This window comes from Brevundimonas olei (genome assembly GCF_037055245.1).
Taxonomy (GTDB): Bacteria; Pseudomonadota; Alphaproteobacteria; order Caulobacterales; family Caulobacteraceae; genus Brevundimonas; species Brevundimonas olei.
The window spans coordinates 1,068,624-1,087,300 of sequence record NZ_CP146369.1; the positions used below are offsets into that span (position 1 = coordinate 1,068,624).

Genomic DNA, 18,677 nt, shown 5'->3' on the forward strand with positions numbered 1-18,677 from the left:
AGTCGCCTCAGATCAGCGGGAAATGGTTGGCCTTCATCATCATCGCTCCCATTTTGCATCCAGCGGGGACAGCGGCAAGGCCAGAACCGGCAAAGGCGCGGAGCAACGTCCGCAACGGTCGCGACGAGACGTTTATTATAGGGACGAGAACCCTCATTCGGCTGGAAGGGCGATCGGGCTCGGCCGCGGATCCAGCGCGTCCTAAAATCCCCTGTTAACCCGCAGCGGGGCACCCTCGGCGTCTTGGCCGGGAATCGGTTCGGTCGGAGGAGTGGGGATGGCGGACCTGTCGGTCGCCCAGAGGGCCGCCCTGGCCCAGCTGATCGAACGGTGTCCGGACCGGGTCCTGTCGCAGCTTTCGGGGCTGGCGGGGACGATGGCGGGGGACCGGTCGGCGGCCTTGCGCGACATGATCGAGGTCGAAACCCTGGATCGGCGGCGTCGCGACATGGCCTTCGCCCCCTTGCTGGTTCTGTTCCGCCCGCGCGCCGACGGCCTGCCGGGGCTTGGCTTTCCTCCGGCGGTTCTGGGGCGGCTGTGGCGGGCGGCCACGCGCCATGAGCCCGAACTCCTGCCCCAGCTGGACCGTGACGACGACCTGTCGCGCATGATCGCCGACCGTCTGTGCCTCAGCGCCGCCGTGGCCGTGCGGGATCGGCCCGAGCAGGTTTGGCAAGAGGCGTCGCGGTCGCAGACGGCGGAGCTGGCGGCCTGTCTGGATCTGGCCGCCGTGGCGCGGCGCGCCCTGCCGCATCTTCCCGAATGGGTCGGCCGCGCCAGCCCCGAGGCCACGGCCGAGCTGAAGCTGGCCCTGCGTCAGGCCGCCTCGGTCGCGCCGGACGGCGCCAGCCGCCTGCTGGAGGTGGTCTTCGCCCATCTGGGCGACGCCCGGTTGATCCTGCGCGTGGTGGGCCTGGCGGCGCCGGGCGCGGGGCGGGACGTCAGCGCGGAAACGGCTCTGGGCGAGAGCGAACTGGGCCTGTTCGTCGACCGCGTCCTGTTCACCCTGGCGCGGCGGGCCTCGGAGGCCGCCGCCTTCGATGCGACGGCGGCCGAGGCCGACCTGGACGGCTTCAAGACCGACCTGGACTGGTGCGCCGAGACCCTGGCCGAGATCGACGTGGCCTTGCCGCTCAAGGCCGACAGCGCCTGGGGCAAGGCGGTGCGGCAGGCTCGGGTCAAGCTGGCGCTCCACCTGTCCGAACAGTTCAGCGCGGCCGAACGGGCCGTCGACGCCGTCCTGCCGGTCGAGCGGGCGGCTCTGGTCGGGCGGATGACGCGGCCGACGCCCCGGCTGGACGGCGCCATCGACCCGTCCGCCGCCCAGCGCGCGCGGGCTCTGGCGGCCCTGGTCGGCCTGGTGCGCGGCCCGGCGTCCGTCTTCGGCTGCGAGGCCGAGCGCCGTCAGACGGCCGAGGCCCTGACCGGCCGCCTGGCCGCCTGGGCCGATGAAGCCATGGAGCGCCTGAATGACGGAGAGGCCGCTGATATGGCGACGGCGCGCAAGCGCATCATCCTGACCTCGGAGCTTCTGGGCCTGATCGGCGCCCGCGATGCGTCGCGCACCGTGCGGCGGCGGCTGATGACGGCGGGTGCGGCGTCGCGTGTCTCGCCTCCGGCCGCCTGATCCGCTACAGCGACAGCCATGACGATCTTCTGGATCATGACGGCCATGGCGACGGCCCTGGCGGGGCTTGTGGTGCTGTCCAGCGCCCGGCGCGGCGCTGGGGCCGAGGGCGCCGTCGACCGCGAGGCGGGCGCCCGCGAACTGGTCGAACTGGACCGGCTGAAGGCGCGCGGCCTGCTGGACGAGGCGGGCTGGACCGCTGCACGGGCCGAGGCGGGCCGTCGCCTGCTGGCGGCGCGTCGTGCGGACTTGAGGCCCGTCGCGCGGGCGGCGGACCGCATCTGGGTGCTGGGCGGCCTGGGGCTGACGGCGGCGACGGCGCTGGGCCTTTATGTCGTGCTTGGCGTGCCGGGCATGAAGGATCAGGCTTATGAGGCGCGCGTGCGCCAATGGGCCGCGACGCCGGAAAGTCTTGAGCCGGCCCAGGTCGCGGCGGTGATGACCCAGGTGGTCAAGGACCGGCCCGGCGACCGTCTGGCCCTGACCATGCTGGGCGCCGCCCGGTTCGAGGCGGGCGACCCCATCGGCGCGGCTTCGGCCTTCCGCCGCGCCGTGGCGATCCAGCCTGACGACGCCCGCAGCTGGGCGCGGCTGGGCGAGAGCCTGGTGCGGGCCAACAACGGCGCGGTCGACGGCGACGCCGAGGCGGCCTTCCGTCAGGCGATCAAGCTGGACCCCGACCAGTTAGGCGCGCGCTTCTTCCTGGGCGAAGCCGCCCTGGCGCGCGGCGACCGGGCCGAGGCCCTGACCCTGTGGACGCCTCTGATCGCCGCCCTCGACCCGGATGATCCGCGCCGCGCCGACCTGCAACGCCGTCTGGCCGAGGCCGCGCCATGAACCGCCGGCCGCTTACGCCTTGCTTTCTTTATGCGGCGACCATCGCCGCCTTCGGACCCCTGACATGAGTTGGTTGCCCAAATCGCCCAAGGCGCGTCGCCGCCTCTGGGTCGTCATCGCCGCAGCGCCCGTGCTGGCCCTGGCCGTCGGCCTGTCGCTGTGGGCGATGAAGGACAATGTGACCTTCTTCTACTCCCCGTCGGAAGTGACGCCGCAGAAGGTGCCTGCCGGTCAGATGATCCGCCTGGGCGGTCTGGTCGAGGCGGGCAGCGTGACCAAGGCCGCTGACGGCTCGGTCGTCTTCGTCGTCACCGACAACGGGGCGACGGCGCGGGTGATCTATCACGGCGACCTGCCCGACCTGTTCCGCGAAGGGCAGGGCATTGTGGCCCAGGGCGCCTTCCGTCCCGACCGCGTGTTCGAGGCCAGTCAGGTGCTGGCCAAGCACGACGAGACCTATATGCCGCGCGAAGTCGCCGACAGGCTGAAGGAAAAGGGCGAGTGGCGGCCTGACGATGCGGCGGCGCCCGCCGTGCCTGCGCAACAGGGGGCGTAAGCGTTGATCGTCGAACTGGGCGCCTTCGCCCTGATCCTGGCGCTGGCGTTGTCGGTGCTGAGTCTGGCGCTGACCACGGCGGGGCGCCTGCGCCTCAGCCCGGTGCTGGCCGGGGCGGGGGGCGGCGCCATGCTGGCCTCGGCCGGGGCGATCGCCCTGGCCTTCGCCGCGCTGATCTACGCTTTCGTGGTCTCGGACTTCTCGGTGTCGAACGTGGCCATGAACAGCCACACCGACAAGCCGGTCTTTTATAAGGTCGCCGCCGCCTGGGGCAGCCATGAGGGCTCGCTGCTGCTGTGGTGTCTGGTGATGACGGTCTTCGGCGGGGCGCTGGCGCTGGCGCGCGGCCTGCCGTTCGGGTTGAAGACCTCGGCCGTGGCCGTGCAGGCGGGCCTGTCGAGCCTGTTCCTGGCCTTCGCCGCCTTCACCTCCAACCCCTTCTTCCGGCTGGACCCGGCGCCGGTGCAGGGCGCGTCGCTGAATCCTCTGTTGCAGGACCCGGCGTTGGCGGTGCATCCGCCGCTGCTCTACGCGGGCTATGTCGGGTTTTCGGTCTGTTTCTCGCTGGCGGTCGCCGCCCTGATCGAGAAGCGCGTCGATCCGGCGTGGGGCCGCTGGGTGCGGCCGTGGGCGCTGGCGTCATGGGCCCTGCTGACCGTCGGCATCACGCTAGGCTCCTTCTGGGCCTATTACGAACTCGGCTGGGGCGGCTGGTGGTTCTGGGACCCGGTCGAGAACGCCAGCTTCATGCCGTGGCTGGCGGGCGCGGCCCTGCTGCACTCGGCCATCGTGACTGAGCGGCGCGGGGCGTTGGCGGGCTGGACCGTCTTCCTCGCCATTCTGGCCTTCACCTTCTCCATGCTGGGCGCGTTTCTGGTGCGCTCGGGCGTGCTGACCTCAGTCCACGCCTTCGCCGTCGATCCCCAGCGGGGGATGATGCTGCTGGCCATTCTGGGCCTGGCGGCGGGCGCGGCCTTCATCCTGTTCGCCCTGCGCGCGCCCGCCATCCGTTCCGGCGCGGCCTTCGCCCCGGTCAGCCGGGAGGGGACGCTGGTGCTGAACAACCTGTTCCTGACGGCGGCGGCGGCGACGGTGCTGCTCGGCACCCTCTATCCGCTGATCCTCGAGGCGGCGACGGGGGCGACCATCTCGGTCGGCCCGCCCTATTTCAACGCCGTCTTCAATCCGCTGATGATCGTCGCCTGTCTGATCCTGCCCGCCGGGCCTCTGCTGGCGTGGAAGCGAGGGGATCTGAAGGGGGCTTTGCAGCGCCTGTGGCTGGCCGCCGCTCTGGCGATCGCCGCCGCCTTCGCCGCCTTCTTCCTGTTCGAGCCGAAGAAGGCGCTGGCCGCCGCAGGGCTGGGCGTCGGCGCCTGGCTGATCGGCGGGGCGCTGGCGGAGCTGGGCGTGCGGACCAAGGCCTTCCGCGCGCCGCTGGCCGAGACGCTGCGCCGGGCCAAGGGCCTGCCGCTGGGCGCCTGGGGCATGGCGCTGGCCCACGCGGGTCTGGGCGTCTTCATTCTGGGGGCCGTGGTTGAGACCAGCTTCAAGGCCGAGGCCGCCGCCGCCCTTCCGCTGGGCGGCGAAGTCGCCGCGGGGCCGTGGAAGGCGCGCCTGGACGCGGTGCAGGTCATCGAGGGGCCGAACTATCTGGCCGAGCAGGGCCGTCTGACCATCATGTCGGTGGACGGCCGCGCGCCTGAGCGCGTCATCACCGCCGAGCGCCGCTTCTTCCCGGCGGGCGGCCAGACGACGACCGAGGTCGGCCTCGACTTCCGCGGGCTGGACGACGTCTACGCCGTCATGGGCGATCGGGCGGCGACGGACACGGGCGAGCGCGCCTGGATCGTGCGCATCTATTACAACCCCTGGGCGCGGTTGATCTTCCTGGGACCGGCGCTGATGGCGCTGGGCGGGTTGATCTCCTTGCTGGACCGGCGTCTGCGCGTCGGGGCGGGCTCGCGCGTGAAGAAGGCCGCCAAGCGGGTCGAGCCCGTGGAGGCGCAGGCATGAGGCGCGCCGCCGCCCTGTTCGCCGCCGCCCTGCTGGCGGGAGCCGCCGCGCCCGTTGTGGCCGAGCCGCCGCCCGCGCCCGACCGGCCTCTGGCCGACCCGGCCCAGGAGGCCCGCGCCCGCGCCCTGTTCGGCGACATCCGCTGCGTCGTCTGCCAGCATGAGTCGATCGCCGACAGTCCGGCCGGCATCGCCGCCGACCTGCGCGGCCTGGTGCGCGAACAGATCGCCGAGGGGAAGACGGACGCCCAGATCAGGGACGATCTGATCCGCCGCTACGGCGACTATGTGCTGTTCAGGCCGCCGGTGCGGATCGGCACCTGGCTGTTGTGGTTCGGCCCGTTCGCCCTGGCGGCGGGGGCGGGCGTGGTGTTGGTTCTGCGGTCGCGTCGTCGTGGGGCAGGCGAGGCCGCTCCCCTGACGCCCGAGGAAGAACGCGCCCTGGCCGCCCTGACGGCGGAAGACGAAGCTGAGCGCTGAGAAGGGGCTTGCTCCTGTCCGTCTGGAAAGCCTTTCGCCGTCTTCCTGACGCAGACGCGCCACACGCCGAACGATGATCAGGAACAATCATCTCGACGGCGTGCATTGGCTTGAGCCGTAACGCCCTATATCCATGGGCGAACGGAGCTTTCCGTGAACGCCAGTAAAAGACTGCAAGGACGACGATGCTGAAACGCAAGGAGTTCATTCTGGGGGCCGCTGTCGGCCTGACCTTCGCCGCCGCCGCGACGGCGGGCGGGGTCATCACCTGGCCGGGCGCCGAGGCTGCGCCCGCCGCCAAGGTCGGACAACTGGTTCCTTCGGCCGGAGCCGGGGCGTTGGCTTTCGCCCCTCCGCAGGGCGCGCCGCTCAGCTTCGCCGACATCTTCCAGCAGGTCGCGCCCGCCGTGGTGCAGATCGACGTGAAGACCCGCGTCCAGCGTCCGCGCGGCGTGTTCCAGATTCCGGGCTTCGGCGCCGTGCCGATTCCCGGCGCGCCGGGCGGTTCGGGCGAGGGCGAGGAGGCGGACACCCAGTTGGCCGCCGGCGCCGGTTCGGGCTTCTTCATCTCGGGCGACGGCTTCATCGTGACGAACAACCACGTCGTCGAGAACGCCGAGGAAATCTCGGTCAAACTCAGCGACGGCCGTGAACTCAAGGCCAAGCTGATCGGCCGCGACGAAGGCACGGACCTGGCCGTCATCAAGGTCGAAGGTTCGGCCTTCCCCTTCGTCAGCTTTGAAGAAGCCGCCGAGCCGCGCGTCGGCGACTGGGTCATCGCCGTGGGCAACCCCTTCGGCCTGGGCGGCACGGCGACGGCGGGCATCGTCTCGGCCAAGTCGCGCGATATCGATCCGATCGGCTACAACGAGTATCTGCAGATCGACGCGGCCATCAACCGGGGCAACTCGGGCGGTCCGACGTTCGACATCTATGGTCGCGTCATCGGCGTGAACACGGCGATCTTCTCGCCGTCGGGCGGTTCGGTGGGCATCGGCTTCGCCATTCCGGCGACCACGGCCAAGGCCGTCACCGACAAGCTGATGCGCGGCGAGACGGTGGAGCGCGGCTATCTGGGCGTGCAGATCCAGACCCTGTCCAAGGACGCGGCCGCCGCCCTGGGCCTGAGCGAAGACACCAAGGGCGCCTATGTCGCCGAGGTGACGGCCGGCGCGCCCGGCGATCGCGGCGGGATGCAGATCGGCGACGTGGTCGTCAGCGTGAACGGCGAGGCGGTCGATAGCTCGACCGAACTGACCCGCCGCGTGGCGCGAGCCAAGCCCGGGGATACCCTGCGGCTTGAAGTCCTGCGCGACGGCAGGCGCCAGACGCTGAACATCCGCGCGGGCACCCGTCCGTCGGAAGCCGAGCTGAACGGCGATCAGGATTCGGGCGCCCAGCAACCCGGCGAAGACGGCGCGGTCGTCGGCCAGTCGATCGAGGGCATGACGGTGACGCCGATCACCTCGGCTCTGCGTCAGCGTTACTCGATTCCTGAAGATATGCAGGGCGTGGTGGTCACCGCTGTCGCTCCGCGTTCGGAAGCGGGCAAGATGCGGATGCCGGTCGGCACGGTAATCCAGCGCGCCAACAACCGCGTGGTCCGCTCCGAGGCCGATCTGAAGGCGGCCGTGGACGAGGCGCGGTCGGCGGGACGGCCGGGCGTCTTCCTGCTGATCCGGGTGCAGGGAACCAACTCTTCGGTGGTTCTGCCCTTCGCCAAGTCTGAATAAGGCGTAACTCACAGGATCGGCGGCGATGCGCTAACATCGCCGCCGAATCTTTTTTGGGAGGCTGCATGCGTATTCTGGTGGTTGAGGACGACGCCGAGGCCGCGACCGCCATGGTGCGCGGCCTGAGCGAGGCTGGGCACGAGGTCACCCACGCCGTGGACGGCGCCTTCGGCCTGCTGGAGTCGCAGAAGGGGGGCTACGACGTCTATGTCGTGGACCGGATGATGCCGCGCCTGGACGGCGTCGGCATGGTCGAGACCATCCGCAAGGGCGGCGACCAGACGCCGGTGCTGTTCCTGTCCGCCCTGGGCGAGGTCGAGGACCGGGTCACGGGCCTGAAGGCCGGCGGCGACGACTATCTGGTCAAGCCCTACGCCCTGGCCGAACTGGTGGCGCGGGTGGAGGCCCTGTCGCGCCGCCGCGAGACGGGCGGGGTCCAGACCGTGCTCAAGGTCGGCGACCTTGAGATGAACCTGATCGCCCGTACGGTCCACCGCGACGGGCAGGAGATCGACCTGCAGCCGCGCGAGTTCCAGCTGCTGGAGTTCCTGATGCGCCACGCGGGCCAGTCGGTGACGCGCACCATGCTGCTGGAGAAGGTCTGGGAATACCACTTCGACCCTCAGACCAACGTCATCGACGTCCACATCAGCCGCCTGCGCTCCAAGATCGACAAGGGCTTCGACAAGGCCATGCTGCAGACCGTGCGCGGCGCGGGGTACCGGCTGGAGGCGTAAACCGCGCCATCGTTCTCCCTCCCCTTCATGGGGAGGGTGGCCGGCGCAGCCGGTCGGGTGGGGAGGGCTTGCAGACCATGGCGATCATCGCCCGAGCCCGCGCCATGCGAAAAGCGCTGACGCCGCCAGAGGCGCGTATGTGGGTTCAGTTGAAGCTGTTGCGCGCTCAAGGGTTTCATTTTCGGCGGCAGGCGCCGTTTAGAGGCTATTATCTCGACTTCGTCTGCTTCAATCGACGGTTGGTCATAGAGATTGACGGCGTCACCCATGCGATCGAGGCGCGGGCGAACAGAGACAGGGTGAGGGACGCCGTGCTGGCTGGCGAAGGGTTCACGACGCTGAGGTTCGACAACGCCGCCGTTCGCGATGATCTCGATGGCGTGATGGCGGGGGTAATGAGCGCACTTGAAGCCCTCCCCACCCGGTCGCTGCGCGACCACCCTCCCCATGAAGGGGAGGGAGAAAGCTGAAGTGAAACTGCCCTCGCTCTTTCGGCGGACGCCCTTTCGGCTGACGCTGCTGTTCCTGGCGCTGTTCGCGGCGACGGCCAGCGCGGTGCTGGCCTATGTCTACGTCGCCTCGGCGTCCGAGGCGCGGGCGCGGGCCGAGGCCAGCGTCAAGGCCGAGGTCGAGGGCCTGACCGCCGTCTATCGCACGCGCGGCCGCGACGCCCTGAACCAGGTGCTGGTCGAACGCACGCTGAAAGGCGGCCCCTACCTCTATCTGCTGATGGCGCCGGATCGTTCGGTGATCACCGGCAATGTCTCGGAATCGCCGCTGGACCCGCCCAAGGCGGACGCGCCGCCGTCCACCGCGCGCTGGGACGATTTCCGACTGACCGACACGGACGAGGATGGACGCGTGCGTCGGCGCGGGGCCATCGGCGTCGAGATGACCCTGTCGGGCGGCGAACATCTGTTCGTCGGCGAGGACATCGGCGACATCGAGGCCTATCTGGCTCGCCTGACCCAGGCCCTGTGGGGCGCCATGATCATGGTGTTGTTGCTGGGCGTCGGCGGCGGTCTGTGGATCAGCCGGGGGGTCGAGCGGGCCATGGGCGGGCTGAATCGCGTGGTGACGGCGGTGCAGGAGGGCGATCTGAAGGCGCGCGTTCCGATCCGCCATTCCGGCGATGAACTGGACGAACTGGGCGAGGGGCTGAACGGGATGCTGGACCGGTTGGAAGGCTCCATGGCCTCGATCCGCCACGCCGGCGACGCCATCGCCCATGACCTGCGCACCCCTCTGAACCGGATGAAGGCCAAGATGGAGGTCGCGCTCATCGACGCCGAAGCGGGACGGACGTCGGGCGTCGACGCCCTCAGCGTGGCGCTGGACGAGGCGGACGCCCTGCTCAAGACCTTCAATACCGTGCTGGCCATCGCCCGGTTGCAGGCGGGCGGGGCGCCCGATCCGAAGGTGTTCGACGCGGCGGATCTGGCAGCCGACATGGCTGAGCTCTACGAACCGGCCGGCGAGGACAAGGGGCTGGAGTTCGCCGCCGAGATCGAGAAGGGGCTGATGATCGAGGGCAACCAGCCCTTCCTGGCCCAGGCCCTGGCCAACCTGATCGACAACGCCATCAAATATACGCCCGAAGGGGGGGCGGTGATGTTCCGCGCGCGGCGCCGCTCGTCGGGCGATGTGGAGTTTTCCGTCACCGACAACGGGCCGGGCGTGCCGGACGAGGATCGCGAACGCGTGCTGCAACGCTTCGTGCGGCTGGACAACAGCCGCACCGAGCCGGGTTCGGGGTTGGGCCTGTCCCTGGTCACGGCGGTGGCCGAGGCGCATGGCGGCCGCATTCAGCTGGACGAGGGACCGGGCGTCTATGACGGACGCGGGCCGGGCCTGCGCGTGGCTCTGATCCTGCCCGCCGCCAGCCGGACGCCCGAGGCGTGAGCGACGCTCTGGCGAGGCGATTGCAGCCGTGCGGCCCCGTGCGCGACGCGGAGGCGGCAGGGCGTCTGCATGAACGGCTGATCGAGGCGGCGGACGCCGACGGCTGGCGCGCGACGCTGGATGCGGCGTGGGCGGCGTTGACGCCGATCTTCGCCGCCTCGCCCTATCTGGCGGGGCTGGCGCGGCGCTGGCCTGAGCGGCTGCGCCGGACGCTGGACAGCGACCCTGAGGCGCGTCTGGCGGAGATACTGACTGCGACCGACGCCTTGGCCGGGGCGCCGGACGAGGCCAAGGCGCCGTTGCGTCGACTGAAGGCGGAACTGCATCTGCTGACGGCGCTGTGCGACCTGGGCGGGGTCTGGGACCTGGATCAGGTGACGGGCGCCCTGTCGCGCTTCGCCGATGCGGCGGCGCGGGCGGCGCTGAGAATTCTGGCCGACGACTGGCGCGGGCGCGGGCGGCTTGCCTCGGCGGCCGATGATCCGCGCGGGCCGGTTCCGGGCCTGTTCGTCCTGGCCATGGGCAAGGACGGGGCGTTCGAGCTGAACTATTCCTCGGACATCGACCTGTCGCTCTTCTGTGAGCCGGAGGTGCTGGAGACCGCCCTGGCCGAAGGCGTTGAGGCGCAGGGTTTCGTCAACCGCCTGGCCCAGGGGCTGACGACCCTGTTGGCCGAGCGGACGGCCGACGGTTACGTCTTCCGCGTCGATCTGCGGCTGCGGCCCGATCCGTCCTCGACCCCGCCGGTCGTCGCAGCGCCGATGGCCCTAGCCTACTACGAGTCCGTCGGCCAGAACTGGGAGCGCGCGGCCTTCATCAAGGCTCGCGTCTGCGCCGGCGACGAAGCGGAGGGCGCGGCCTTCCTGAAGGCCCTGGTCCCCTATGTCTGGCGCCGCAGTCTGGACTATCAGGCCGTGCTCGACATCCAGTCGATCAAGAAACAGATCCACGTCCACAAGACCGGCGAGGGACTGGAGGCGGCGGGCGCCAATCTGAAACTGGGCCGGGGCGGCATCCGCGAGATCGAGTTCTATGTCCAGACCCAGCAACTGATCCTGGGCGGTCGCGACCGGTCTTTGCGCTCGCCGCGTACCTTGGAGGCGCTGGACGCCCTGACTGTTGCAGGCCATGTGGCGCCCGACGCACGGGACGAACTGCGCGCCGCCTATGTCGAGCTGCGTGCGCTGGAGCATCGAGCCCAGATGCTGGCGGACGAGCAGACCCATATCCTGCCTGTCGATCCTGCGCGCCGCGCCGATGTGGCGGCCCTGGCGGGGCAGGGCGATCTGACCGCCTTCGACGCCGGGATCGAGCGCCTGCTGGTGCGGGTCAACGCCCGCTATGGCGAACTGTTCGAGGGCGGCGAAGACCTGTCCTCGCCCTACGGCAGTCTGGTGTTCACGGGGGTGGAGAACGATCCCGGCACGCTGGAGACCCTGGCCCGCATGGGCTTTTCCGAGCCCGCCAGCGTGTCCGACACGATCCGCAGCTGGCACCACGGCCGCATTCAGGCGACGCGCACGGCGCGGGGGCGCGAACTGTTCACCCGCCTGGCGCCGCAACTGCTGACGGCGGTGGCCAGGACGGGGGCGCCGGATGCAGCCTTCCGCCGGTTCGCCGTCTTCTTCTCGGGCCTCAACGCCGGGGTGCAGGTGCAGGCCCTGTTCCTGAATCAGCCGAAGCTGTTCGATCTGGTGGTCGAGGTCATGGCCTTCGCGCCGCGTCTGGCGCGGATGCTGGGGCGGCGGCCGCAGGCGCTGGACGGGGTGCTGGACGCGCGCTTCATGACGGCGCTGGGCACCGACACCGGCGTGGCCGAGCAGGTGGTGCGCGAGGCGGGCGAGGCCGGCGACTTCGAAGGGGCCATGAACGCCGTCCGCCGTCTGCACCGCGAACAGGCCTTTCGCATCGGCATGCACGTCATCACCGGCCGGACCACGGCCGAGCAGGCGGGTTTGACCAACACCTCCTTGGCCGACGCCTGCATGAAGGGTCTGGCCCCCGCCGCCCTTAAGGAGGCGGAGCGCATGGGCGGCGCCTTCGACGGGGCCGTCGCCGTCGTCGCCCTGGGCAAGACGGGCTCGCGAGAGATGTCGGCGGGTTCGGATCTGGACCTGATGACGGTCTATGCGGCGGCGCCCGACGCCGTTTCGGCCGGGCGCGGCTGGAGCGCCGAGACCTTTTACGGCCGTTTCACCCAGCGGTTCATCGCCGCCCTGTCGGCTCACACGGCGGAAGGGGGGCTATACGAGGTGGACATGCGGCTGCGGCCCACGGGCTCCAAGGGGCCGGTGTCGGTCCGGCTGGAAGCGATGGAGGCCTACTACGCCGAGGAGGCCGACACCTGGGAGTTCATGGCCCTGACGCGCGCGCGACTGGTCTGGGCCAGCGACGAAGCGTTCGGCGCGCGGGTCGAGACGGCGCTGGAGGCGGCGTTGCGGCGGCCCCGCCCCGGCGTCGACCTTGCCGAGGACGTTCGGGCCATGCGCGATCTGATGAATCGCGAGCGGCGGCCCAAGGGCTTCTGGGACCTGAAGCTGTCGCCGGGCGGTCAGGTCGACGCCGAGTTCACGGCCCAGTATCGTCAGTTGACGGCGGCCCAGGCCGGGGCGCCCCTGACGGTCTCGACGCTCGAGGCGCTGGCCGCCGATCCGGTGCTGGCCGAAAGCTGGCGTCTTCATCAGCGACTGGGGCAGCTGATGGCCTGCGCCTTTGAGGGGGCAGGCGATCCGGATCAGGAGCCGTCGGGTTTCCAGATGCGGCTGGCCCGCGCCGCCGGGGCGCCTGATTTCGATACCCTGAAGGCCCGCCTGATCGACCTGCGGCTGCAGGCGAGGCGGGCGTTCGACGCCGCCTTGCCGCCATTGAGCGACGGAATCTGATCCGGGCGCCGTTCTACTTCTCGACAGGGTTGCTTCTTGGCCTTTGGGCCAGATGGAGAACATCGAGATGAAGATGACTTTCGGCGGCGTGGCCGTTCTTGCAATGACGCTGGCGGTCGGCGGGACGGCGATCGCCCAGGACTCCCCCGCCGCGTCGCATCGCGCCCGGACGGCCGAGCCGGTCAGCCAGGCCGATTTCGTGCAGCGTCGGGTCGAGCGCCTGCGCGCGGCGGACGCGAACGGCGACGGTCAGGTGACGGCCGAGGAGATGCGCGCCTACGGCCAGGCGCGCCGCGCCGAACGCCTTTCGGCCCGGTTCGACCGGCTGGACGCCAACAAAGACGGCGCCCTCAGCCGCGCCGAGTTCGAGGCGCCTCAAGCCCGCGGCGACCGCATGGGCGGGGGCCGTCACGACGGCGCGCGGATGATGCGCGGACATCGGGGCCAGGGGGCTCGGGATCGGGGCGGCCGGATGGGGGCTCAGCGCGCCGAGAGCCGCTTCCCCATCGTCATCGCCGAGTCCGAGCGCAAGGCGACCGAGGCCTTCGCGCGAATGGATGCGAACCGCGACGGCGTGCTGACGGTTGAGGAGCGCCGCGCCGCCATGCAGGCCGGCCGCGTCGAGATGCGTCAGAAGCGCGAGCAGCGTCGTTCGAACCCGGCGTCGCCTTCGGCGCCCGCTTCGGAGTAGGGTGATGTCGGGGAAGGCGGTCCGACCGCCCGACCTTTCTGGATGGAGCCAAAGAGGCTGGATTGGCGACGAGCGTCGACCCCGACGAGGATCTGGTGCGCCGCGTGGGCGAAGGCGACCCCGCGGCCATTCAGGCCATGGTCGCGCGCAAGCTGCCGCGCATGCTGTCGCTCGCCCAGCGGATGCTGGGCGATGCGGCGGAGGCTGAGGACGTGGCCCAGGAAGCGATGCTCAGAGCCTGGAGGCAGGCGCCCCGCTGGACCCCTGGCCAGGCGCGCTTCGACACCTGGCTGCACCGGGTGGGGCTCAACCTCTGCTACGACCGTCTGCGGCGCCGGCGCGAGATCGCGACGGACGCCATCCCCGACAGCATTGACGACGGCCCGGCGCCGGATCGGGGCCTGCTGGCCGCCGAGACGGGCGCGCGGGTCGAACAGGCCCTGACGCGCCTGCCGGAGCGGCAGCGCGAGGCCATCGTCCTTTGCCACTATCAGGAGCTGGGCAATATCGAAGCCGCCGCCCTGATGGAGATCAGCGTGGAAGCGCTGGAAAGCCTGTTGTCGCGGGGCCGTCGCGCCTTGCGGACCGCCCTGGCGGACATCGCGCCGCATCCAGGCGCGGGGCGTGATGGGCGACAAGGCATGCGAGGCGGCGGCGCTGCAGCGCGCGCCGAACCACTATGGCGGGGGACGAGATGACGACGATGACCCGAGAACGGTTTGAACACCTGGCCGACGCCTATGGCGGCGACCTGCGTCGCTGGCCGCAGAGCGAGCGCGAGGCGGCGCGCGCCCTAGCCGCGACGGATATTCAGGCTGCGGCCTTGCTGCGGGACGCGGACGGGCTTGACGCCCTGCTGGACGCGGCGCCGCGCGTGGTCGCATCCCACGCCTTGCGCGAACAGGTGATCGCTGCGGCGGCCGGCGCGGGTCTGGGCCGTCGGCGCGGCGGCATCGGCGTCATGGCCTGGCTGTCGGGCGCCGGCTGGGCGGCGGCGGCCTGCGCCGGGGCCGTTTTCGGCGTGGTTCTGACCGGCCAGATGACGGCCGACATCCGCGCCGACGCGGTGTTGTATCAGGCCAGCCTGACCAGCGCTGACGATACGGAGGTTCTGGGCGGATGAGCACGAAAGGCTTGAGAATCGCCCTGGCGGCGTCCGTCGCTCTCAACATCTTCGCCGTCGCCGGAGCGGGCGCGGCCTGGATGGCGGCCAGGCAGGTCCAGGAGGCGGCGACCGAAGCGCGCCGGCCGGGCCGCAGCGAGCCCGTCTGGTCGGTGGTCGAGGCGCGCCCCCCCGCCGTGCGCGATCAGGTCAAGCGTGAGCTGCGCGCCACCGCCCTGGAGGCTCGTCCGGATTTCGAAGAGGCGCGGGCGGCCCGTCGCGAGGCCATCGCCCTGACCCGTTCGGATCAGTTCGACGCGGTGGCGGTCGCCGCCTTGCTGGAACGGTCGCGTGCGTCTGAAATGCGAGGGCGGGCGCGGCTGGAAGCGGGGGCGGTCGAGACGCTGAGCCGTCTGGGCCCGGCGGATCGTGAGGCTCTTGCGCCGATCCTGTCGCGTCACCGTTCCAAGTCGAAGGACGGGCAGGGCGGAGAGAAGACCTCGACGGAAGGCGCCGAAAAGCCGGCGGTCTAAGGTCGGGCTAAGCGGCGCGCGGCTGGACCCGCTGGACAGGCGCGCCGACGGGGGCCACGGCCCCCGTCGGCGCGCGAAGCGGCAGGTCGAACCAGACGGTGGTGCCGCGTCCCGGTTCGCTGTCGATGGTCATGGCGCCGCCGTGCAGTTCGATTAGCGACTTGGTCAGGGCCAGGCCGAGACCCGTTCCTTGCGTCGACTTGGAGTGCTGGCCCTCCACCTGCTCGAACGGCTGGGCCAGCCTCTCCAGATCCTTGGCGGAGATGCCGATGCCGGTGTCGGCGACCGATACGCGCACCGTGTCCGCATCGCGCGGAGCGACGATCACCGACACGGCGCCGCCTTCGGGCGTGAACTTCACCGCATTGGAGATCAGATTCAGCAGCACCTGTTTCAGGCCGCGCTGGTCCGCTTCTATGCGCAGGGCCTCAGGACAGTCCAGCGTGAGGGCCAGCCGCGCCTCCTGCGCCTTGCCGCGCATCAGCCGCACCGCCTCGGCGCACAGCACGTCCAGCGCCATCGGCTCATAGTGCAGCGTCAGCTTGCCCGCCTCGATCTTGGCCATGTCGAGGATGTCGTTGATCAGGCTGAGCAGGTGCTGGCCCGAGCCGTGGATGTCGGCGGCGTAGCCCTTGTAGCGGCGGTCGCCTAGGGGGCCGAACATCTCGGCCGCCATGATCTCCGAGAAGCCGTTGATGGCGTTCAGCGGGGTGCGCAGCTCATGGCTCATATTGGCCAGGAACTCGGACTTGGCCTGGTTGGCGGCCTCGGCGCGGGTCATGGCGACCTCATATTTGCGCGCCAGCAGGGCCAGGTTCGCCTGGCTGGCCTCCAGTTCGGCCACCATGGCGCGCAGTTCGTCGGCGGCGCGGCGGCGCTCGGCCTCCTGGCGGCGGATGACGGTGATGTCGGCGCAGATCACCACCGTGCCGCCGTCGCCGGTGAAGCGTTCGGCCATCTGCAGCCAGCGGCCGTCCTTCAACTCGACCTCACGCACCCCGGCGCGGCCCCCGGCTGACGGATGTTCGGCCTTGATCGCCTCGGCGGCGATGCGGTTCAGTTCGTCCTTCTGGGCGCCGGGCCGGACCACGCCCTCAGGGAAGGCGAAGGCGTCCTGGAAGCCCTGGTTCCACAGGATCAGCCGTCCGCGTCGGTCGAACAGGACGAAGGCGTCGGACACGCTTTCGATGGCGTCGCGCAGGCGACTTTCGGCGGCCTGGGCCTGGGCCTTGGTGCGGCGAGCTTCGGTGACGTCCAGCGCCACCCCCATGAGGCTGTCATAGCCGCCGTCGCGACGCGGCTGGCGGGACTGACCGCGCGCATCGATCCAGCGGACGCCGCCGTTGCTCAACGGCACGGGAAAGGCCGCTTCGAACACGCCGTCGGCCATGGCCTTGTCCAGGGCCTGGACCATCAACTGGCGATAGCGGGGATGGACCCGCTCGACCATGGCCTGGGTGGTCAGGACGGTTCCCGTCTCCACCTCCAGCAGGGCGGCCATGTAGTCGGACAGGGTCGCTTCGCCCTTGGCCAGATCCCATTCCCATACGCCGCAGCGGGCGGCCTCGACGGCCACGCGGAAACGGCGCTCGGTGTCGGCCCAGCGTCGGCTCGTCCGCATCTGGCGCCAGTTCTGCACCGCGATCACCGCCAGCATCAGCACCACCATCAGCAGGGGCGCGGCCAGCATCCAGGCGTCGTCCAGCCAGGCGGCGAAGGCGTCCGGGCGAGGCAGGGCCGCCACGACAGACAGGTCGGTGTCGCCGATGGGGGCCACGGCGGCGGTCTGAGGGCGTCCGTCAGGCCGCTTGACCGCCTGGTCCGGCGTGGCGGGGGCCTGACCGGACGGCAGGATGCTGAGGCTGGCCTGGGCGAGCGTCGGTTTCAGGGTCGGCAGGGGCGTGCGTGCGACCAGGACATGGCCGTCCGGCGTCGTCCGGCGCGTGGTCAGGCCGTCCTCGCCGACAGACACGCCGGCCGCCGCGTCGGAGCCCAGACGGACGCCTTGCGCCGCCAGGACGCGGCCGTTCGCATCGGCGATCAGCAAGGCGGCTTCGGGATCTTCCAGGCGGGCGCTGTCCAGGGCCTGGACCGGCTGGTTCGGCGTCTGAGCCAGAACGCGGGCGGCGGCGTCCAGGGCGCGATCCGTCCGCGCGGCGCGGGCTTCGACCTGGGCGGCGGCGAGCCTCGCCTCAAGCGTCAGGGTCTCCAGCCGGGCGGCCTCGACTTCGCGGCTGGGACGGCTGTTCTCGCGCGCGAACAGCATGACATAGGCCGCCAGGGCCAGCGCCACGGCGAGCGCAAGGATACGGACCCAGGGCGCGGAGCGCGCGGCCTGATGATCCGTGGCCCGACGGCCGGGCCCGTAACTGCGGCGCTCGGTGCCCCGCAAGGGCGACCCTCCTGTCCCGATTCACTCAGGAATCTAGGCTGCGTCGCGGAATCCGTCGAGGGGTGGGCGCCCAGGATGAGCGTCGGCGAGTCTAGGCGTCCGTCTCCGCGTCCTCATCCGGCCGAGACGCTGGGGCCGGTGCGGCGATCTCGGTCATGCGACGCAGGATGGACTGGGCCTTGCGGGCCAGGCGCTGGGTTTCGGGCGGGGCGTCGTCCGGAGCCTCGGCCACCGAGGCCATCAGTTCGCGCGCCAGGTCCATCAGGTCGGGCCCTGCCGCGATCAGGCGGGCCTGGAATTCGATGCGCTGCGGGTCGCGGTCGTATTCGGCGCCGGGCACGCGCCAGCCGCCCCAGTCGGCCTTGTCGGTGACCACCACCGGATAACTGCCAGGGTAGGGATGGTGGACGCAGTCGGCGGGGTCCTGCCACTTGTTGCGCGCGCGCAGGATGCGCCAGTCGCCCACGCCGCCGGCGGCGGGATTGTCCGAGGGAACCTGCAGTTCCGCCGCGGCGAACTCGCGGCCCAGGCCCACGTCGTAGGTGATCCGGACCGGCTCGTCGAAACCCTTGGCCCAGACGGGCATGACCTTTTCGACCTGGGCCCAGACGCCGACGCTCTCGACCCAGACCTTCTGGCCCTTCTGGAACTGGGCGCGCGCCATTCCGGAATTCCCTCTTGCAAAGAGGGGAATGATGCGGCCCTGGCCGTTATCGTCGGGTTCCGTGACGTGGTTAGCGGCGGATTAACCCTGAGGGCGGGAAATCTCCTCCAGCGCCTCGCCGGCGTAGCGTTCCTTGACCCGGGTCGACAGGTCGCCCAGCGAGACCACGCCGACCAGGCGGCCGTCCTTGTCCACCACCGGCAGGCGGCGGATCTGGCGCGACGACATCAGGTCGAGCGCAACTTTCAAGTCGTCGTCTGCCCGCACCACAAGGGCGTCGCGCGACAGAACGTCCAGCACCCTCGCCTCCGGCCCGGCGCCCGAGGCCACGCCGCGAACGACGATGTCGCGATCGGTCAGGGCGCCGATCAGCCGGTCGCCGTCGGCCACGGGGATGAAGCCGAAATCGCCCGCGGCCATTCGACCGGCGACGTTTTGCAGGGTGTCTTCCGGACGGGCGACCTGCACGTCCTTGCTCATCACGTCGCGAATCTTCATGGCCTTCTCTCGTGTAGGGGGCGCCTGGCGG

17 protein-coding genes are annotated in these 18,677 nt (G+C 70.6%); 14 read left to right on the forward strand and 3 right to left on the reverse strand.

Annotated features, from left to right (window positions below; translation table 11 throughout):
- Positions 1-277 precede the first annotated feature (277 nt).
- From V8J38_RS05125 to V8J38_RS05190, 14 genes are all read left to right on the forward strand, one after another.
- On the forward strand, positions 278-1,627 hold the full coding sequence (locus V8J38_RS05125) for a hypothetical protein (RefSeq protein WP_338578154.1): 1,350 nt from the start codon (positions 278-280) through the stop codon (positions 1,625-1,627).
- 18 nt (positions 1,628-1,645) lie between these two features.
- Positions 1,646-2,464 (forward strand): c-type cytochrome biogenesis protein CcmI, encoded by an 819-nt coding sequence (gene ccmI / locus V8J38_RS05130; RefSeq protein ID WP_338578155.1) that lies wholly within the window; start codon positions 1,646-1,648, stop codon positions 2,462-2,464.
- Between the two features lie 64 nt (positions 2,465-2,528).
- Entirely contained in the window at positions 2,529-3,020 is a 492-nt protein-coding gene (gene ccmE, locus V8J38_RS05135) for a cytochrome c maturation protein CcmE (RefSeq protein ID WP_338578156.1), read from the forward strand.
- Between the two features lie 3 nt (positions 3,021-3,023).
- Positions 3,024-5,033, forward strand: coding sequence for a heme lyase CcmF/NrfE family subunit (locus tag V8J38_RS05140; RefSeq protein ID WP_338578157.1), 2,010 nt, complete (start codon positions 3,024-3,026; stop codon positions 5,031-5,033).
- On the forward strand, positions 5,030-5,512 hold the full coding sequence (locus V8J38_RS05145; protein ID WP_291776813.1) for a cytochrome c-type biogenesis protein: 483 nt from the start codon (positions 5,030-5,032) through the stop codon (positions 5,510-5,512). The genes V8J38_RS05140 and V8J38_RS05145 overlap by 4 nt, the downstream gene beginning before the upstream one ends.
- Positions 5,513-5,697: 185 nt before the next feature.
- Positions 5,698-7,245 carry a Do family serine endopeptidase gene (locus tag V8J38_RS05150; protein ID WP_338578158.1) on the forward strand — a complete coding sequence of 516 codons (1,548 nt, stop codon included), beginning with the start codon at positions 5,698-5,700 and terminating at the stop codon, positions 7,243-7,245.
- Positions 7,246-7,310: 65 nt separating this feature from the next.
- Positions 7,311-7,982, forward strand: coding sequence for a response regulator transcription factor (locus V8J38_RS05155; protein WP_046651685.1), 672 nt, complete (start codon positions 7,311-7,313; stop codon positions 7,980-7,982).
- A 77-nt stretch (positions 7,983-8,059) separates the two neighbouring features.
- Entirely contained in the window at positions 8,060-8,452 is a 393-nt protein-coding gene (locus V8J38_RS05160; RefSeq protein ID WP_338578159.1) for an endonuclease domain-containing protein, read from the forward strand.
- Position 8,453: 1 nt separating this feature from the next.
- Positions 8,454-9,884 (forward strand): HAMP domain-containing sensor histidine kinase, encoded by a 1,431-nt coding sequence (locus tag V8J38_RS05165; protein WP_338578160.1) that lies wholly within the window; start codon positions 8,454-8,456, stop codon positions 9,882-9,884.
- On the forward strand, positions 9,881-12,766 hold the full coding sequence (locus tag V8J38_RS05170; protein WP_338578162.1) for a bifunctional [glutamine synthetase] adenylyltransferase/[glutamine synthetase]-adenylyl-L-tyrosine phosphorylase: 2,886 nt from the start codon (positions 9,881-9,883) through the stop codon (positions 12,764-12,766). The genes V8J38_RS05165 and V8J38_RS05170 overlap by 4 nt, the downstream gene beginning before the upstream one ends.
- A gap of 67 nt (positions 12,767-12,833) precedes the next feature.
- Positions 12,834-13,457, forward strand: a complete 624-nt coding sequence (locus V8J38_RS05175; RefSeq protein WP_338578163.1) for an EF-hand domain-containing protein — start codon at positions 12,834-12,836, stop codon at positions 13,455-13,457.
- A 62-nt stretch (positions 13,458-13,519) separates the two neighbouring features.
- Positions 13,520-14,155, forward strand: coding sequence for an RNA polymerase sigma factor (locus tag V8J38_RS05180; protein WP_291776800.1), 636 nt, complete (start codon positions 13,520-13,522; stop codon positions 14,153-14,155).
- A complete protein-coding gene (locus V8J38_RS05185) occupies positions 14,152-14,580 on the forward strand; it encodes a hypothetical protein (protein ID WP_338578164.1) in 429 nt (142 codons plus the stop codon). Before V8J38_RS05180 ends, V8J38_RS05185 begins: the two co-directional genes overlap by 4 nt.
- Positions 14,577-15,092, forward strand: coding sequence for a periplasmic heavy metal sensor (locus tag V8J38_RS05190; protein ID WP_291776795.1), 516 nt, complete (start codon positions 14,577-14,579; stop codon positions 15,090-15,092). Before V8J38_RS05185 ends, V8J38_RS05190 begins: the two co-directional genes overlap by 4 nt.
- Before the next feature lie 7 nt (positions 15,093-15,099).
- Here the strand turns inward: V8J38_RS05190 and V8J38_RS05195 are convergent, their stop codons facing one another.
- The 3 genes from V8J38_RS05195 to V8J38_RS05205 all read right to left on the reverse strand — a co-directional run bounded on the left by V8J38_RS05195 (position 15,100) and on the right by V8J38_RS05205 (position 18,646).
- Positions 15,100-17,484 carry a sensor histidine kinase gene (locus V8J38_RS05195; RefSeq protein WP_338578165.1) on the reverse strand — a complete coding sequence of 795 codons (2,385 nt, stop codon included), beginning with the start codon at positions 17,482-17,484 and terminating at the stop codon, positions 15,100-15,102.
- 91 nt (positions 17,485-17,575) lie between these two features.
- On the reverse strand, positions 17,576-18,148 hold the full coding sequence (locus V8J38_RS05200; RefSeq protein ID WP_291776791.1) for a hypothetical protein: 573 nt from the start codon (positions 18,146-18,148) through the stop codon (positions 17,576-17,578).
- An 81-nt stretch (positions 18,149-18,229) separates the two neighbouring features.
- Positions 18,230-18,646: a CBS domain-containing protein gene (locus V8J38_RS05205; protein WP_087141056.1), complete on the reverse strand. Its 417-nt coding sequence runs from the start codon at positions 18,644-18,646 to the stop codon at positions 18,230-18,232.
- Between the last annotated feature and the right edge of the window lie 31 nt (positions 18,647-18,677).

What these genes read in the sequence shown, in the direction of transcription:
- V8J38_RS05160 (WP_338578159.1), top strand. Translation starts at nt 8,060, where the DNA reads ATGGCGATCATCGCCCGAGCCCGCGCCATGCGAAAAGCGCTGACGCCG.
- V8J38_RS05175 (WP_338578163.1), top strand. Translation starts at nt 12,834, where the DNA reads ATGAAGATGACTTTCGGCGGCGTGGCCGTTCTTGCAATGACGCTGGCG.
- ccmE (WP_338578156.1), top strand. Translation starts at nt 2,529, where the DNA reads ATGAGTTGGTTGCCCAAATCGCCCAAGGCGCGTCGCCGCCTCTGGGTC.
- V8J38_RS05200 (WP_291776791.1), bottom strand. Translation starts at nt 18,148, where the DNA reads ATGGCGCGCGCCCAGTTCCAGAAGGGCCAGAAGGTCTGGGTCGAGAGC.
- ccmI (WP_338578155.1), top strand. Translation starts at nt 1,646, where the DNA reads ATGACGATCTTCTGGATCATGACGGCCATGGCGACGGCCCTGGCGGGG.
- V8J38_RS05205 (WP_087141056.1), bottom strand. Translation starts at nt 18,646, where the DNA reads ATGAAGATTCGCGACGTGATGAGCAAGGACGTGCAGGTCGCCCGTCCG.
- V8J38_RS05185 (WP_338578164.1), top strand. Translation starts at nt 14,152, where the DNA reads ATGACGACGATGACCCGAGAACGGTTTGAACACCTGGCCGACGCCTAT.
- V8J38_RS05155 (WP_046651685.1), top strand. Translation starts at nt 7,311, where the DNA reads ATGCGTATTCTGGTGGTTGAGGACGACGCCGAGGCCGCGACCGCCATG.
- V8J38_RS05150 (WP_338578158.1), top strand. Translation starts at nt 5,698, where the DNA reads ATGCTGAAACGCAAGGAGTTCATTCTGGGGGCCGCTGTCGGCCTGACC.
- V8J38_RS05190 (WP_291776795.1), top strand. Translation starts at nt 14,577, where the DNA reads ATGAGCACGAAAGGCTTGAGAATCGCCCTGGCGGCGTCCGTCGCTCTC.
- V8J38_RS05145 (WP_291776813.1), top strand. Translation starts at nt 5,030, where the DNA reads ATGAGGCGCGCCGCCGCCCTGTTCGCCGCCGCCCTGCTGGCGGGAGCC.
- V8J38_RS05125 (WP_338578154.1), top strand. Translation starts at nt 278, where the DNA reads ATGGCGGACCTGTCGGTCGCCCAGAGGGCCGCCCTGGCCCAGCTGATC.